This window comes from Polyangium sp. 15x6, assembly GCF_029960785.1.
GTDB lineage: Bacteria > Myxococcota_A > Polyangia > Polyangiales > Polyangiaceae > Polyangium.
This window is the reverse complement of record NZ_JASBQE010000043.1, coordinates 1-16001: the sequence shown is the minus strand read 5'-3', so window position 1 is coordinate 16001 and position 16001 is coordinate 1. Positions and strand designations below refer to the sequence as shown.

The window sequence follows — 16001 nt, the reverse complement described above, 5'->3', positions numbered from 1 at the left end:
TACACTCCGCGCGATGATTCGTAGGCGTTCGTCAAGTACGCTCCTCCTCGCCGCCGCGCTCGTGGTTTTCCCCGCATGCCGCCGCGACGAGAGCGCCGCGCCGGGCGACGCGGGGACCGACGCCTCTCCGCCGGAAGCCACTTCCGCGGCCGCAATGCCCGCGCCTCCGCCGCCCGACCTCGCGCCCGCGCCCGACGTGCCCTCCGATCGCTCGTTGCCGGCGACCGAACCGCGGCGCTTTTTGGTCAAACGGTTCGAGGATGACCCGCATCTCTCCCACCATCGTGACGCCGTCCTCTCGCATTTCGGGGCGAACGTGGGGCTCCCACTCTCCTTGCAGGTCGAGACCCTCCCGGGCGATCGGCAGGCGCTCCTGATCGAAGACTCGTCACAGCCCGACAAACCGCTCGTGCTGGTCGTCGCCGCGGACGGCACGCGGGCGTGGACGAAGGAAATGCCGCTCGCGGGGATCGTGCCGGGCGTGCGGGAAATGACGGTGGTGCGCGGCCCGGAGTCGTCCGTCGGCGTCGCCTTTTGTGATGCGGCAGGAGAGCTCGCGGCGCTCCGCGCCTGGACCTCGGAGGGCGGGATCTTCGCCGATTACGAGGCCCTCGAGATCCCCCATTGCGAGGCCATCTCCGCGCTGTACTGGCCGGGGCACGGGCACGTCGTCGTGGCCTCGGGCGAAGGTGAGGCGCGCGCCTCGCGGATCGACGAGCGGGGCATGCGCGCGTGGGGCCGATCCGGGCTCACACTGCCATGGAAGCCGGATCCGGGTGCGGCCGTCGGGATCCTGGTCGATGCCGAGGATACGTTTGTCCTCGTCGGCGCGGGCTCGGCCGCAGGGCCTTTGGCGCGGCGCGAGGAGGCCGTGTTCGCCATGCGGTACGACGAGCGCGGCAAAGAGCTCTGGCCCGCGCCCATCGCCGTCGGGCGCCCCTCCGGAAAGGCGCCGAAGCGCCCCACGGCGCGCGTGATCACGACCGGCAAGATGGAAATCGAAATGACGGAGGGATCCACACGGCGAAGGCTCGAGCTTTCGTCCGAGGGGACCGTGATCGTCTTGCCCGAGCGGCGCTGAAGGGCCCGGCCGGCCGGAAGCGACACCGCGACGTCGCGACGTCCGAAACGAGGGAACCATCCGCCCCCATCGTTGGTGGTACGCGGCGACGTTTCATCAAGCGACATTTCGAACGTTGCGACGTCGCGACGTTCGAAATGCGGGAACCATCCGCGCCCCTCGTTCGTGGTACGGCCGGACGTTTGATGATGAAGGGACAAGCAACGCACCGCATCACCGTCGACCTGCTGGAAGCGGCGGCTCGGGGCGACAGGGTGGCGGGGGGCACGCTCACGGATTTCATCTACGGGTGGGTCCGCAGCATCCTCCACGCCGGCCCCGACGTCGACGACGCGGCCCAGGAGGCTTTCACGGCGGTCATCGTGGCTCTGCGCACGCACCAGTACGACGCGTCCGTCGAGGACAAGCACGCGTGGGTCGTCAAGATCGCGGTGCGCAAGGCGATTGACTCGCGTCGGATGCGGGTGCGGGAGCGGGAGCGGCAGGTATCCGAGGGTCTTGGCGCGGACGAGGCCACGGACCCGGCGAGCACGGACCCGATCTCGCGCATCGAGCAAAGGCAACGCGCCGAGCGCGTGAACGACGTGGTGAAGGACCTCAACGAGACCGATCGCGCGCTCCTCTTGCTCCGATACCACGAGGACCTCAGCTACGAGGATATCGCGCAGGCGCTCTCGATTCCGCTCGGGACCGTCAAATCGCGGCTCTCACGGCTTATCGAAAAACTCAAGCTCGAGCTCGGGAGCAACTTATGAAGCACTCGCAGGCGAGGAAGCAACAAACCCCGGCGCCCGCGCCGAAAAAGGGGTTCGCGAAGCTCATCACGCTCTTCGTCCGCCCGCGCAACGACGTCCGCGAGGCGGCGGCCAAGAAGCGCGCCGAGCCGCAGGCGCCGCGCCCGATGCCCGCGCCGTTGGTCCTGCCCGAGCTCCCGCCGAGCGACGCGCCGGAGCCGGCGCCGGCCTCCGATCCGATCCTGCGCTCGGTGCTGGCGGCGCTCGCGCCCGACCCCGACACGCGGGCGCCGGAAGCGCTGCGCGAGAAGCTCGTGACCTGGGCCGAGGAGACGTCGGATCCATTCCCCGAGGAGCTCGATGTCGTCCTCGAAGCGCTCGCGCCACGCGTCCCGGCGCCCGCGCCCTTGCGGGAACGCCTCGTCGCCTGGGCCGAGGAGACGGCCGAGCCCGAGGCCGCCGCGCCCGCGCCACTCGACACCGCCGCGGCGGAACCTCCGTCGCTCTGGAAGAAGCTCCGCCGCTTCGCCCGCGTCCTCCTGGTGCGCCTCCGCAATGCTTCCCGCGGCGCGCGCTGACGTTCTCCGCTAAGCTTCGGCAGATCCATGCACCCCGACGGGTATTTCGCGCTCGTCCTCGATCCGCCCTCCGCCGAGATCCTCCGGCGGCGCTTCTGCACCTTGCCCCGCCCGATCGCCCATCATTGCACCCTGCGGTACGGCACGAAAAACCCGGCCGATCTGCCGCCTCCTTTCACGGCGAGTGACCTCGGCCGCGCTTTCACCCTCGCCGTCACGGGGTACGCGCGGCGGGACGACGGCGGGGTCGAGGCCGTGGTCGTGGGGCTCCTCCTCGAAGACGGGAGGCTCCTCGAACAGGGTTTTACGGAGAATGCCATTCCGCACGTGACCGTCGCGACGGACGGGATCACGGAGCCGGCCACCGCGAACGACCTGCTCCGGGCCGGCTACGAGCGGATCGCCGGGCCCCTGCTCCTCGCGCGGCTCGAACACACGTGGGCGTCGTCGAGCCGGGAGGAGCCGCCGGGCGCCTGATTACTTCCGCAGCTTCTGCAGCGCCGTCCGTGCCCGCGATCGATATCCCTCCACCTCGGTCCCGAGGCCGGCGATCCGCGTGCGGAGCTCCTTCACCCGTGCTTCCTTCTCCAGGATCTGCTTCGTGAACTTCTCCCCGTCGTCCTTCGATTGCGTCGCGGCGAGGTAGCCCCGCAGCCGGCCGAGATCCTGTATGAGCTCGTCGAGATCCGCCCTGCGTTTCGGCAAGAGGCTCGCGCGCGCCTCGGCATCCGTGAGGTGTTTCGCCGCTTCTTCGAGCGCGGCACGCTGCGCCGCGGACAATTTCGGCGCGGCCGCCATGGCCCGCAGCGCCTGCGGGCTCAGCGTACGGATGTCCGTTTGCCGGGACACACCCTCGTCGGCCTCGATGCGCCGCACCTTCTTCGATCGCGGCTCGCTCGCGAACACCGCGAGCGGCTTGTTCGACACGACGTCGAAATCGAGCTCGTCCGCGCCGTTCACGGTCGCGTTGCGCACGAGGTTGAGGTTCAAAAAGACCGTCCGCGCCCCGCCGCTCCGGTTCTCGATCGTGTAATCGACGCGCGTGTGCCGGATGAAATGCTCGACCAGCTGATCCCCCTGGTACTCGACGAGCTGCACCTCGTCCGTGACCAGCATGTTGTTTTGCATGAGCTCGACGTCGATGTCCGTGCCGAACGCGATGAAGCGGGTCTCGCTGGGCTTCAGGCGGTCGATCTGCGCCTCGCCCGCGAAACCTCCGTCGGCGAAGAACGAAATGGGGCCCGCGGGCAAGGTCTGCTTCGTGTCGTTCTTGATGCGCGCCGCGCTCCGGCCGACGTCGCCCGCGCTTCCGAACCACACGATCCGCCGCGCGGAGATCGATTGCTGCAAAAACGGCAGGAGCGCCGAGCCGTGCGCCCGGAGGTCGATCGGAGCGGGCATCGAATACCGGAAGAGCGCGCCCGCTTCCATGCCCTCGGCCTCGGCGATCTTCGCGAGATCCCCCACGGAGAGCACCGTGCTCGATCCGTCGCCGACGCCCGTGCCGCTCCCGTGCCCGATCGTGCCGATCCTACCGACCCCGAGCCCCTCTCCGCGCCCGCCCCCGCCCTCGCCGTAGCCCGAGAGGCCGAGGCCGCCGGCGCCGGCGCCGAACGTATCGCCGATCATCTCGCTCCACATCGCGTCCGCGGTCTGCAGGACGAGCTGCGGGATCGTGGAGAGCGGCTCGCTCGGCGTGAGGAGCTCGCGGCGCGTGTAGCGCGGAGCCGCGAGCGGATACAGGAACGAATCGGGGCGGCCGTTGACGAGCTCGATCTTGACCTTGTTCCACTCCTCGTCCGTGTCGTTGTGCACGAGCGCCCAGCCCTGCAGAATGCCGCGTTGCTCCTTGTTGCTGAGCACCATTCGGTACGTCGAGCGCCACACCGGCGCCTCCGCGACATACCCGAGCGTCACGTCGGACGTGCTCTCGGCGAGCACCCGCAAATCACGACGCGCCGACGCGCCTTGCGGCGAGGCCACGGACGCGCTCGCGCCGAGGCGCGCGCCTTGGGAAGGATCCGTGGGTTTGACGCCGACCACGTCGGACAGGAAAAACTTGCGGATCTCGGCCTCCGTCGTGAGGACGAGCAGCGTCGTCTCTTTTCGCGGCACGCACCGGGCGGGCGCGCCCTCGCCTTGCTTTTTTGCCCCCTCGTCCTCGGCGACCGGTACACACGGGCCCGGCTCGTCGTCGCTCGGGTCGAGCACGTCGACGAGTTTTCCTTTCACGGTCTCGCGCGCCGTGCGGAGCTCGATGCCGCTGCCCTTCAGGCTGCGGAGCAGGTTCGCGTGCGTCACGGGGCCCGATCCGTCGGGCAAACCCGCGAGCGCCCGGCCTTTCTCCACGCTGATGCTGCTCGCGAACTCGATGCCCGCGACGCTCGTCTTCCCGTCGGTCCCGAGCACGACGAGCGTCTTCAGCGCGTCGTCGAGGTGCGAGACTGGCACGGGCAACGCGAGCCCGGCATCACGACCGACCCTGCCCGATCGCTCGAAGTACCCGACCCCCGACTCGTAGAGTCGCACGGTCTTCAAAGGGAGCGGCGGCTTCGGCGCGGTCTGCGCCAGGGCGTGCCCGCTCGTCGCGAGCAGCGCGGTCACAAGGATGGCGGAAAAGTAGCGCGGAGTCGAAAGCATCGAATGGGCCTCGGGGTTCTGGGCGGCAGGGGCAGGGACACGCCGCGCCTGGTCGAGTTCCCCGAAATCTCCGGTTGTCCGCTCGTGCGACCGCGCCGCGTGCGCCCGGGCGGGAATGTGGTAATGACGCGGCACTCATGCGGCGATACAAGACGGTCCTGTTTGATCTCGATGGCACGCTGATCGACTCGATCCGGCTCATCCTCGACAGTTATCATCACACGTTCGCCGTCCACGGCCTGCCTCCGTGCGAGGACGACGTGCTCCTCCGCGGCGTCGGCACGCCCCTCAAGGCGCAGCTCGCCGGCTTCTCCGACGATCCCGAGGCCGTGCTCGCGATGATCGAGACGTACCGGGCCTACAACCTCGCGCATCACGACGCGTGCGTGCGGCCCTACCCCGGCGCGGTCGCCTGTGTCCGCGCGCTCGCCGAGGCGGACGTCAAGATCGCGATCGTGACCAGCAAGAACCGGCACAGCACCCTGCGCGGGCTCGAGGTCTCGGGGCTTCTGGACGCGTTCTCGGTGCTCGTCTGCGCCGACGACGTGACGAACCCGAAGCCGCACAAGGAGCCGGTCGAGCTCGCCCTCGCGCGGCTCGGATCCCGGCCCGAGGACGCGATCTTCGTGGGCGACAGCCTGCACGACATGCACGCCGGGCAGAGCGCCGGGGTCGCGACGGGCGCCGCGCTCTGGGGCCCAATGACACGCGCCCACCTCGCCCCGTCCGAGCCCTCGCACTGGCTCGAAAAACCCGAGGACCTCGTCCCGCTCGTCCTGAGCTGACGTTTTTCGGGCCAAACGAGCGGATTCCTGGGGGAGCGCCGGACTCCGGTCAGGGTTCCCCCGACGAGGGATTCCTGCACCACATCCTCCGTTTTTCGAAGAAGATACGGAGCGACGCGGGACATACAGATCCTTTAGTGTCGTCGTGCCCGGACCCGTTCGCGTGTCCTCCCTCGAGAAATGATGCAACTACCGCCCCCTGACGGAGCGTGTTCGAATACGGCCGATTGTCTCCGCGGGGGTGGAGGAATGGGCGCCCTCATGCGGGCGCACGCGTGGCAAGGCACGGCCTTGGGTGTGCCCGCGGCCTGGGATCGCAGCCTGAAGACGGCGATCCAGATGATCCTGGGCGCCCGGCACCCCATGTTCGTCTGGTGGGGACCGAAGCTCCTCAGCTTTCACAACGACGCGTACGTGCCCATTCTCGGCCAGAGGCACTCGACCGCCCTCGCGCGGCCGGCGTCCGAGGTATGGTCGGAGATCTGGCACATCATCGGCCCCTGGACGGAGACGGTTTTACGTGAAGGGCGTTCGCTCTCCGGCGACGAGGTCCTCCTGCCCGTCGATCGGAACGGGTACACCGAAGAGGCGTATTTCACGTATTCGTACAGCCCCATCAACGACGACAGCGGCGCCATCGCGGGCGTGTTTTGCGCGTGCTCCGAGGAGACGGGCGAGGTGCTCGGGCGCAGACGGCTGCAAAACCTGGGCGCGCTCGGCGCCGCGATGCTCGGCGCGCGCTCGCAGGTCGAGGTCTGCCAGACGGCGGCAACGCACCTCGCCGAAAATCGAAACGACGTCCCCTTCGTTTTGCTTTATCTGCTCGACGAGACCGGCGCTGTCGCGCGCCTCGCGGGGATGTCCGGTTTGCCCGCGGATCACCGCGCGTGCTGGGCGCCGTCGCCCGAGGACGCGGAGGGGCCCTGGCCGATCGGCGAGCTCGAGGCGCAGCGCGGCGGGATCGTCCTCGACGACGTGCGGAGGCGCGTCGGAGAGCTCTCGTGTGGGCCGTGGCCCGAGCCGATCGAGCAAGCGATCGTGCTGCCCATCGAGGATCATGGCCTCGGCCGGAGGGCCGGCGCGCTCGTGCTCGGCATCAGCCCGCGGCTGCGGCTCGACGCTGGATATCGCAATTACCTGGAGCTCGCCGCGGCCCAGATCGGCAGCGCGCTGACGAACGCCGGCGCCCTCGAATCCGAGCGGCGGCGCGCCGAGGCCCTCGCCGAGCTCGATCGGGCCAAGACCACGTTCTTCAGCAACGTGAGCCACGAGTTCCGCACGCCGCTCACCATGATGCTGGGCCCGCTCGAAGAGCTCGCCATGGGCGATCCGCCGCTCACCGAGGCGCAACGGGCGCACGTCGAGCTCGCGCAACGGAGCGCCGAGCGGCTGCTCAAGCTCGTGAAGAGCCTGCTCGATTTCGCGCGTATCGAGGCGGGGCGTTTCGACGCGTCGTTCGTCGCGACGGACCTCGCCCGATTGACCGGCGAGCTCGCCGCCACGTTCCGCTCGGCGATCGAGCGCGCCGGGTTGCGGCTCGGCATCGATTGCCCGCCCTTGCCCGAGCCGATGTACGTCGACCACGACATGTGGGAGAAAATCGTCCTCAACCTCCTCTCGAACGCGCTCAAATTCACGTTCGATGGCGAGATTGTCGTGTCGCTGCGCCCCGCCGGGGATCGGGTGATCCTCACGGTCCGGGACACGGGCACCGGGATCCCCGCGGCCGAGCTGCCGAAGATTTTCGAACGATTCCACCGCGTCCATGGCGCGCGGTCCCGGACGCACGAGGGCGCCGGGATCGGCCTTTCGCTCGTGCAAGATCTCGTGCGCTTGCACGGCGGCGAAATCGAGGTCGAGAGCGAGGTCGGGCGCGGCAGCACGTTCCGCATCCGCGTGCCCACGGGCGCCGCGCATTTGCCGGCGGATCGCGTCGGCGCGCCGCTCTCGCTCGCCTCCACGGCGATCGGCCCGGCGCCGTTCCTCGAAGAGGCCCTCGGCTGGCTCCCCGCGTCCGACGAGCACGTGCTGCATTTCTCCGCGACGAGCGAGCCCACCTCGCGCGAGGCGGCGTCGCGGGCGCGCGTCCTCGTGGTGGACGACAACACCGACATGCGCGAGTACCTGCGACGACTCTTGGCCCCGCGGTGGGACGTGACGGCGGTGCCCACGGGAATGGCGGCGCTCGCGGAGGCGCGGCGCTCGCCTCCGGACCTCGTGCTCTGCGACGTGATGATGCCGGGCATGGATGGATTCGCGCTCCTCTCTGAGCTCCGGCAGGACCCGCGGACGTCCTCCATTCCGATCATGATGCTCTCCGCGCGCGCGGGCGAGGCGGCGCGGGTCGAGGGCCTCGACGCCGGCGCCGACGATTACCTCATCAAGCCGTTTTCGGCCCGCGAGCTCGTCGCGCGCGTCGCCTCCCAGATCTCGCTCTCGCAGGCTCGATCGCAGGCGAAATCACGCGCCGAGGCGGCGAGCCGCGCGAAGGACGAGTTCCTCGCGATGCTCGGACACGAGCTCAGAAACCCGCTCTCCCCCATTCTCACGGCGCTCGAGCTCATGCGGCTGCGCAATGGCTCCGCGCTCGAGCGGGAGCGGGCGGTCATCGAGCGGCAGGTGCAGCACCTCGTGCGGCTCGTGGATGATCTGCTCGACGTCTCGCGGATCGCGCGCGGCAAGATCGAGCTGCGGCGCCGTCCCGTCCCGCTCGCGCAGGTGGTCGCGAAGGCCATCGAGCAATCGAGCCCGCTCATCGAGCAGCGCGGCCATACCTTGCACGTCGCCGTGCCGGAGGAGGGGCTCGTCGTCGACGTGGACGAGATGCGGCTCGCGCAGGTCGTCGGAAACCTCCTGACGAACGCCGCGAAGTACACCGAAAAGGGGGGCCACGTGGAGATCCTGGCCGCCCGCGAGGGCGAATGGGCCACGCTGCGCGTGAGGGACTCGGGAATCGGCATGACCCCCGATTTCCTGCCGCGCATTTTTGATCTCTTCGTGCAAGGCGGCCGGGCGATCGATCGGAGCGAGGGAGGCCTCGGGCTCGGCCTCGCCATCGTGAAAAACCTGACGGAGGCGCATGGCGGGCGCATCGAGGCGCGGAGCGCGGGCCTCGGCCTCGGCAGCGAATTCATCGTCCGCTTGCCGCTCGCCGCGTCGAGGGTGGCCCCGCCGCCGCGCGCCTGGGCGCGGCCCATGGGCGAGGCGTCCGCGTCGCCGTGCCGTGTGCTCGTCGTGGACGACAACCAGGACGCCGCCGTGCTGCTCGCGGAGGCGCTGCGCGCGGCCGGCTACGAGACCCGCGTGGCGTTCGACGGTCCGAGTGGCCTCGAGATCGGCCGGATCTTCCGGCCCGAGATCGCGGTGCTCGACATTGGCTTGCCGGTGATGGATGGCTACGAGCTCGCCGAGCGCCTCCGCGAGCTCTCGCCGTCGCCCCTGCGCCTGCTCGCGCTGAGCGGATATTCGCAGCCGGGGGATCGCGACCGCGCGCGCGCGGCGGGGTTTTACGCACACCTGGTCAAGCCCGTCGACATGGACACGCTCCATGCGGCGCTTCTGGGCGTGCGGCCGCAGCCCGAAGGCAAGGGGTAGGCCCCTCTCCGTCGCGCTGGCCCAGCAAAATCCACCCTGGGCCCGGCCATCGCGCGACCTTCCCCGCGCCGAGACCCCCGAGGGGGGAGGCGCTGACCGCGCTTCGCCATGCGCGGGCCCCCGAGGGCCCCCCCGCTGGGCGCGGTCGCTCGTGTCGGAGGCCCCGAGGGCCTCTTACGCACGCAGCGCCGGTCGTCGCCTGACCCCGGAGCGCCCCGTCTCCCGCCGCGGCTCGCCGTGCTCCCGGGCCTCGCCCCGCCTCGAACGCCCGCGCCCGCGCACATCCAGGGCCCCCGGGGCCCCTTGCATGACCGACCTTCCCCACGACGAGGCCTCCGCGGCCCCCCTGCACGCGCGGCGTCTCCCGGCACGAGGCCTCCGCGGCCCGTTTGCACGCAAGATTCCAACGCCGAGGGGCCTCTCGGGGCCGCACGTTCGCCTTGACACGCCCGCTGTCATGCGACGAGCATGGCTGCGATGCTGGTTGACCTCACAGACTTACTCCAGTTGAACCAGTTCCCGACCGGACGGCGTCGGTACACCTTCTATCGCGTACGGGAGATCGCGCAGAAGCTACACGCGCCCGCCATCGAGACGCTCGCCACGGAGGCCATCGCCGCGGACGAGAAGACCCACGCGCTCGAGCAGCGCTGGGCCACGCAGCGCAGGTCGGGCAAGCGCTCGGCCAAGCAGGTCCGCGACCAGAGCGCGCTCCAGCAAGCCGACATCCGGCTCGACAAGGGCCTGTCCGGTTTGCGTGACGCGGGGGAAGCGCTCATCCAGGGCGCCGACGAGGTCGAGGACGCGGCGCTCATCGCGGACGTCGAGCACTTCCTGCACGAGGTCTTCCCCAATGGAGTCGCGGCCGTGACGGGCGCCCCGTACGACGTGGAGCTCGTCACGGTGAAGGCGATCGTCGGAAAGCTGCAGGGCGATCTCGCGCCGCTCGTGCAGAAGCTCGGCCTCTCGGTCAACGCGGACCGAGTCGCGAGCCTCGCGCAGAAATACGACGAGGCCTTGAAGAAGGTCGACAACCTCGAATTCGGCGTCGTGAAGGCCGCGCGCGAGGTCGGGCAGAACTATCTTCTGCGCATCGTCGCCAAGGTGCTCGGCACGTACGACGAGCCGACGGAGCACCACGCGCAGATGCGGAGCGCGCTGCTCGCGCCGGTGGTGAAGCAAAACGAGGCGATTCGTCACCACATTCGCACGCGCAGAAGCGCGCCCGACGTGGATCCGAACACCGGCGAGGAAGAGCTGTCGGAGGAGACGACCGAGGCGCCCGCGGCGCCGGGAGGCTGAGCGGGGTCTCATCTGGGACCGTGGAGCCGGGGCGCTGCCCCGGACCCCGCGGGGGCTGTTCGCCCCTCGACCCGAACCAGGGCAAGCCCTGGACTCGGGGTGGAAGAACTGCGCTCCGCGCAGTTCTTCCAACGGGCCGGTGGCAAGACCAGACACAGCGTTGCCAGTCACGGCGGTCTCGGCTGGCAGGGTCGTCGTTGGTCTTGACCCGGCTCGTTCGATGAACTGCGCATCGCGCAGTTCATCGACCCCGAGTCCAGCGCTTGCGCTGGTCCGGGTCCAGGGGCGGATAGCCCCTGGTGGGGCCTGGGGCAACGCCCCAGCGCAACGCCTCCCAGATGAGATTCGTGGCCGGTGCTGCTACCGCCTGCCCCAGAATGCCACGAGGTCCGGCAGCGCGGTCGTCGAGAATTGAATGAGGTGCAGCATGTGCGTGTACGGCCCGGTGCCGCTGTACCCGCGCACGTGCAGCTCGCCGCGGTGCGCCTCGGTGAGCGGTTCGAGCGGCTTCATGTATGCGTTCGGCACGACGTGTTTCATCGCCGGGACGTTCGGCAAGGGCTGAAAGACGTTCGTCGCCGTGCGCGCGACGCCCACCGATTCGAGCACGAAATCGGTCGTGCGGTGCGCGTTGTGATAACCGTACGTCTCGATCTCCGAGTGCACGATCGTGAGCAGAGCCTTGCTCTCCACGGCCCTCTTCGCGAAACGCCGGGTGGGCTCGATCTGGTCTTGCTTGAGCGCCTTCGAGTGCGGGTCGTATCCGCAATGGATGGAGTCGACGAGGACGATCGCGTTGATTCGATCGAAAAACTCTTCGTGCTGGAGGATCTTGATGATGCCTCCGTAGCCCGAGCTCCAGGCCGAGAGGCCGATGCGACGGAGGCGGGCGTTCTTCAATCCACGCGCGACCATGACGTCCTGCGCGCGGGAGAGGATGAGCCGGAGGCCTGCGGGATCGGCGAACCGGTCCTCGTAGACGCCCGAGCCGACGCCGAGGTTCAGGATGGCCACGACGGCGTTGACGCCCGCGAATCCGTAGTTTTCCTCGACGAGGTCGGTGTTGCCGTTGAGGTGCAGGACGAGGTCGTACTGGCCGTCCTCCGAGGACCACGACGGCGGGAACATCAAGAGCCCGCCGGCGAGCGGCGCGCGCCAGGAACGATCGAAATGGGCGTCCGCGCGCTCGCCCGGCTTCGCGGTCGCGACGGGCGTAGGCGCGGGCGGCGATTCCTCGGCGAGGACCGCGGGCACCGTCGCGGGAGATGCGCTCGCGGGCGGGGGCGGAGGCGCGGGCGGGGAAATCGGCGCCTCGACCTGCACGGCCGCCGAGGCCATGGGCGCCGATCGCGAGCCCAGCAACAGGGACGCGAGCCCCATCGCGAGGAGCGCGAGGCCGCCGAGGGCCATCGGGGCGCGGGCACGGCGAAGCATGCGGTCAGAGATCAGCAGACCGGATTTTTCGCGCTTGTGTCAAGGGAGAAACGCGCGGCTATGGGCCGTGGACCCCAGAGCCGCGCGGGGTCACGAGCGCGCGCGGCGCCGCTCAGGCATTGAGGTCGGCCGAGACGATCGGCGCGGCGACGGGCGCGAGGAGCGCATCGGCGCAAGGACGCACGACGTCACGCAAAGCCTGCCGGCGGAGGGCGCCAAGTTGCTTGGAGGACAAAAGACCGACGTCCTCGGCGACGACGGCGCGACGGATCGACGGGTCCGCGGACGCGGCCTCGATCGCCCGATCGAACGCGGCGCGCGCGAAGCGGCGCGTGTCCTCGTCGGCGCCGGCGAGCAGGAATCGCAAGGTGCGCCAGGCGAGCTCGGCGTGGCGCTGCTCGTCCTCGGCGATCCGCGCGTGGACCTGGCCGAGGACGGGATCACGCACCATTCCCGCGAGCGCGAGCGCCTCGGCCGCGCCGATCGTCTCGCCCACGCAGGCCTCCTCGATGAGGGAGCCGAGCACCACGCGGAGATCCGTGTCGAGCGGGACCCCCGTGAGATCGAGCTTCGAGGGGCCGATCGGGCGATCGGCATACCGGCTCGCGAGGGCATACCCGACGCGAGCATGCTCGACCTCGTCGGCGGCGGCCTGTTGCGCGGCGAAGAGCAGCTCGGGCGGCGCGCCGAGGGCCATGAGCTGGAGGGTGAAACGCGCGAAGCTCGCGACGGACGCGTGCTCGAGCGCGGCGATCTCGGTCCACGCCTCGGCGAGCGCGGTCCGGACGGCCGGATCGAGCGTCTCCGTGTCGGGCGTGATCTCCGCGAGGATCCAGTCGACGCGGTTCGAGGCGGGCGCGGTGCGGGCCGCGCCGGCGACGAGCAAGGGCCGGCCGATCGCGCAGTTTTGCGTCTCGCAGTTGAACGTGCCGGCCTCGCCGACCGTGCTGTACGGGAGCGTCGCGCAAGAAGAACCGGCCATGCAATCGGCGTCGACGCGGCACGTGTCCGTGTCCGCGCGGCAGGCGAGGCCGATCTGCTGGAAGCAGCCGTCGTTGAACGAGGTGATGCCACACTCGCCGCTCGCACAATCGGCGTCGGTCGCGCATTTCGCGATGGCCGAGCAGCGCGACCAGGAGACGTCATTCTCGACGACGCCCTGACAGACGCAGACCGAATCGGCGCCGCACTCGGCGTCGTTCGCGCAGGAGTACACGCAGCCGCAGGAGGGCCCGGGGACTTCGAAGTTCCCGTCGTGGTGGATGCACTTGCCATGGGGCTTGGCCGTGCAATCGGCGTCCGACGTGCAGTCCTTGTACATCTCGGTGCCTTCGCAGGCGGCCGCCTGGATCGTGGGATCACACGCGACGGCCGCGGCGCGGTGGATCGTGCCGTCGTCGCAGCGGATGTAGCCGCTGTCCGTGCCGTCCGCGAGCAGAATGGGCGTTCCGCCGACGCAGCCGGACGAACCGCCGGAGCTCGAGCTCGAGCTCGTGCTCGTGCTGGAGCTCGCCCCCGAGCCGGCACCACCTTCGCCGCCGCCATCCACGGTCGATCCGCAGGCGATCGCGGAGAGGCCGAGGGCGGCGAAGATCGAGAGGCGCAACGAAAGAAAAGCAAGCCGATCATGCATGAGAGTTCCTCCTCGTGGAGTGGAGAGCCCGATCGTACGGCGCCCGTGGCCCCAAAGGAAGGAAGGATGATGTCGAGATCCGGCGCACCCTCGCGCCCGCATCGAAAGCTCGCGCGCCGGCGCGGCGGGCGCTACCCTCGCGCGCCGTATGCTGAAAGCTTCCGACGTGGTGGCGGGTCGCTTCGAGATCGAGGCCGTGCTCGGCGAGGGCGGCATGGGCGTCGTGTATCGCGCCCACGATCTGAAGCTCGATCGCAAGGTCGCCCTGAAGACGCTCGCAGCCGGCGACGAGGAGGCGGCTGCGCGCGCGCTGCGCGAGGCGCGGGCCGTCGCGGCGCTCGATCACCCGAACGCGATCGCCATCTACGACGCGGGCGAATGGGAGGGGCAGCCCTTCATCGCGATGGAGCTCGTCGAAGGCGAGACGATGCGCGCCTACGTCGGCGACCCGAGCGTGCCCGTCCGCCGCAAGATCCGCTGGCTCATCGACGTGGCCCGCGCGCTCGCGGCCGCGCATCGGGCGGGGATCGTGCACCGGGACATCAAGCCGGAGAACGTGATGGTCCGGCGCGACGGGCGGGTGAAGGTGCTCGACTTCGGCATTGCGCGGCGCAGCCAGGCGCCCGTGGATCCCGCGGGCCCGACGGCGAAGCCGAACGCGGCGTCGCTCGCCACGACGGGCGGCGTGCTCGGGACGCCGATGTACATGGCGCCCGAGCAGGTGCGCGGGAAGGCCGCGGACGGGCGGACGGATCAGTTCTCCTGGGCCGTGCTCGGCTACGAGCTCTGCGAGGGGACGAGGCCGTGGGACGCGCACGACGCGCTCTCGATCGTCGCGGCGATGATGTCGGAGCCGCCGCGGCCGATGCAAGCCGAGGGCGTGCCGGCGGCGCTGCGCGAGGTCTTCAGCCGCGCGCTCGGGCGTCTGCCGGCGGAGCGATACGGATCGATGGACGACATCGTGGAGCTGCTCGAGCCGCTCGCGGAGGAGGCGGATTCGAAGGGGCCGAAGGGCGAGCCGCGCGTGGCCCCGCGGCCTTCGCCCGGCTCGATCACGGCGGGGCGTTACTCCACGCAGGAGCTCGGGCAGGCGATCGCGCTCGCGCTCGAGCGCAAGGCGAAGATGGAGGCGGAGGGGCGCAAGTACGCGTATGCGGATCTCGCGGCGGCGGCGCGGGAAGTCGGGGTCGCGGAGGAGGAGCTCCGCGCGGCGCTCGTGGCGCTCAGGCCGGCGCTGGATCCGGTCTCGCCGGCGACGCCTTCGGCCCCGCCGGCGACGCCTCGGGTCCCGGCGGAGGGGCCGGCCGCGCGGCGGGCCCGTCAAAAGCAGAGGCTCGTCCGGCACGCGGCGATGTGGGGCGTGTTCAGCGTGTTTTTTTTCCTGCTCGACATGCTGACGGCGGGAGGCATGTGGTGGTTTTTCCCGGTACTCGGCTGGGGCGTGGGGCTCGCCGCGCACGCGGTGAAGTATCTGACCCCGGTGGATCCCACCCCCGAGGAGGAAGAGGAGCTGCGCCTCTGGCATGAGATCCGGCGGGAGAAGCTCGCGCGAAAGCGCGGGGGAGAGCGCATGCGGATCGCGGCCGGAGGCAAACGCATCGAGGAGCTGCCGCGGCCCGAGAAGGACGCGCGGGAGGCGGAGGAGGGCGCGGAGCTCGCGGCGCTCGCCGAGGAAGAGGCAGGCCTGCGGGCAGCGCGCGGCGAGCGTCGGCGCCGGGCGCGTTGAAATACGAGAACGATAAGGGAAGACAAACCACCACCAGAATATTCTTCTGTCATGGAACGCCGCTCCAATTGACTGGGAGGTCGGGCGACCGGGGACCAACGACGCGGACGGAAGTGTACGGCACGGAAAAGGCGTACCTTTTTTCTTGTGAACGGCGCGGGGGTGCGTTCCAATGCCGGCGCATGGAACGACGATGGTTGGCTCGGCCGGACAGTGAGATCCGGCGCACACCGAACCAGGGGCGCGCGGCGTGGGCCGCGCTCGGGCTCGCGGCAGCACTGGCGAGCATGACATCTCCCGCCGCGGCGGACGCACCGAAGTCGGGAGGAGCATTACCTGCGAAGCCTGCCGCGCCGGCCGCGGCGCCCCCGGCCGCAAAGGCGCAGGCCACACCGGCGGCTCCACCGGCGGCGCCTCCCGCCGCTGCGCCGGCCGCGCCTCCGGCAGGCGCCAAAGCACAGGCGGCGCCCCCTGCGGCGACTCCGGCCGCGCCT

At 70.1% G+C, this 16001-nt stretch carries 11 protein-coding genes and 1 pseudogene; 9 read left to right on the top strand and 3 right to left on the bottom strand.

The window, feature by feature from the left end; all coding sequences use genetic code 11:
• The first annotated feature begins 13 nt into the window (after nt 1-13).
• From QHF83_RS28135 to QHF83_RS28120, 4 genes are all read left to right on the top strand, one after another.
• Nucleotides 14-1081 (top strand): hypothetical protein, encoded by a 1068-nt coding sequence (locus QHF83_RS28135; protein WP_282421046.1) that lies wholly within the window; start codon nt 14-16, stop codon nt 1079-1081.
• A gap of 188 nt (nt 1082-1269) precedes the next feature.
• Complete coding sequence (locus QHF83_RS28130; RefSeq protein ID WP_282421045.1) at nt 1270-1836, top strand: RNA polymerase sigma factor; 567 nt, start codon at nt 1270-1272, stop codon at nt 1834-1836.
• Entirely contained in the window at nt 1833-2393 is a 561-nt protein-coding gene (locus tag QHF83_RS28125; RefSeq protein ID WP_282421044.1) for a hypothetical protein, read from the top strand. The genes QHF83_RS28130 and QHF83_RS28125 overlap by 4 nt, the downstream gene beginning before the upstream one ends.
• A 27-nt stretch (nt 2394-2420) precedes the next feature.
• Complete coding sequence (locus QHF83_RS28120) at nt 2421-2870, top strand: hypothetical protein (protein ID WP_282421043.1); 450 nt, start codon at nt 2421-2423, stop codon at nt 2868-2870.
• Here QHF83_RS28120 and QHF83_RS28115 read toward each other — a convergent pair whose 3' ends face one another.
• Complete coding sequence (locus QHF83_RS28115) at nt 2871-5033, bottom strand: hypothetical protein (RefSeq protein ID WP_282421042.1); 2163 nt, start codon at nt 5031-5033, stop codon at nt 2871-2873.
• Between the two features lie 137 nt (nt 5034-5170).
• Here QHF83_RS28115 and QHF83_RS28110 point away from each other — a divergent pair, with 137 nt between their 5' ends.
• The 3 genes from QHF83_RS28110 (at nt 5171) to QHF83_RS28100 (ending at nt 10714) form a co-directional block, all read left to right on the top strand.
• A complete protein-coding gene (locus QHF83_RS28110) occupies nt 5171-5818 on the top strand; it encodes an HAD-IA family hydrolase (RefSeq protein ID WP_282421041.1) in 648 nt (215 codons plus the stop codon).
• A 261-nt stretch (nt 5819-6079) separates the two neighbouring features.
• Nucleotides 6080-9412, top strand: a complete 3333-nt coding sequence (locus QHF83_RS28105) for an ATP-binding protein (RefSeq protein WP_282421040.1) — start codon at nt 6080-6082, stop codon at nt 9410-9412.
• 477 nt (nt 9413-9889) lie between these two features.
• Complete coding sequence (locus QHF83_RS28100; RefSeq protein ID WP_282421039.1) at nt 9890-10714, top strand: hypothetical protein; 825 nt, start codon at nt 9890-9892, stop codon at nt 10712-10714.
• 360 nt (nt 10715-11074) lie between these two features.
• Here the strand turns inward: QHF83_RS28100 and QHF83_RS28095 are convergent, their stop codons facing one another.
• Nucleotides 11075-12148 carry a hypothetical protein gene (locus QHF83_RS28095; protein WP_282421038.1) on the bottom strand — a complete coding sequence of 358 codons (1074 nt, stop codon included), beginning with the start codon at nt 12146-12148 and terminating at the stop codon, nt 11075-11077.
• 112 nt (nt 12149-12260) lie between these two features.
• Nucleotides 12261-13781: a ferritin-like domain-containing protein gene (locus QHF83_RS28090; RefSeq protein WP_282421037.1), complete on the bottom strand. Its 1521-nt coding sequence runs from the start codon at nt 13779-13781 to the stop codon at nt 12261-12263.
• A 148-nt stretch (nt 13782-13929) separates the two neighbouring features.
• On the opposite strand from QHF83_RS28090, the gene QHF83_RS28085 reads away from it, so the two are divergent.
• Both QHF83_RS28085 and QHF83_RS28080 read left to right on the top strand, forming a co-directional pair.
• A complete protein-coding gene (locus QHF83_RS28085; RefSeq protein WP_282421036.1) occupies nt 13930-15507 on the top strand; it encodes a protein kinase in 1578 nt (525 codons plus the stop codon).
• Between the two features lie 182 nt (nt 15508-15689).
• Nucleotides 15690-16001, top strand: a pseudogene (locus QHF83_RS28080) (hypothetical protein); the annotation flags it as partial.

Bases quoted from the DNA above. Each gene is read 5' to 3' on its own strand.
- QHF83_RS28125 (WP_282421044.1), top strand. From the start codon at position 1,833: ATGAAGCACTCGCAGGCGAGGAAGCAACAAACCCCGGCGCCCGCGCCG.
- QHF83_RS28100 (WP_282421039.1), top strand. From the start codon at position 9,890: ATGCTGGTTGACCTCACAGACTTACTCCAGTTGAACCAGTTCCCGACC.
- QHF83_RS28090 (WP_282421037.1), bottom strand. From the start codon at position 13,781: ATGCATGATCGGCTTGCTTTTCTTTCGTTGCGCCTCTCGATCTTCGCC.
- QHF83_RS28115 (WP_282421042.1), bottom strand. From the start codon at position 5,033: ATGCTTTCGACTCCGCGCTACTTTTCCGCCATCCTTGTGACCGCGCTG.
- QHF83_RS28105 (WP_282421040.1), top strand. From the start codon at position 6,080: ATGCGGGCGCACGCGTGGCAAGGCACGGCCTTGGGTGTGCCCGCGGCC.
- QHF83_RS28120 (WP_282421043.1), top strand. From the start codon at position 2,421: ATGCACCCCGACGGGTATTTCGCGCTCGTCCTCGATCCGCCCTCCGCC.
- QHF83_RS28135 (WP_282421046.1), top strand. From the start codon at position 14: ATGATTCGTAGGCGTTCGTCAAGTACGCTCCTCCTCGCCGCCGCGCTC.
- QHF83_RS28095 (WP_282421038.1), bottom strand. From the start codon at position 12,148: ATGCTTCGCCGTGCCCGCGCCCCGATGGCCCTCGGCGGCCTCGCGCTC.
- QHF83_RS28110 (WP_282421041.1), top strand. From the start codon at position 5,171: ATGCGGCGATACAAGACGGTCCTGTTTGATCTCGATGGCACGCTGATC.
- QHF83_RS28130 (WP_282421045.1), top strand. From the start codon at position 1,270: ATGAAGGGACAAGCAACGCACCGCATCACCGTCGACCTGCTGGAAGCG.
- QHF83_RS28085 (WP_282421036.1), top strand. From the start codon at position 13,930: ATGCTGAAAGCTTCCGACGTGGTGGCGGGTCGCTTCGAGATCGAGGCC.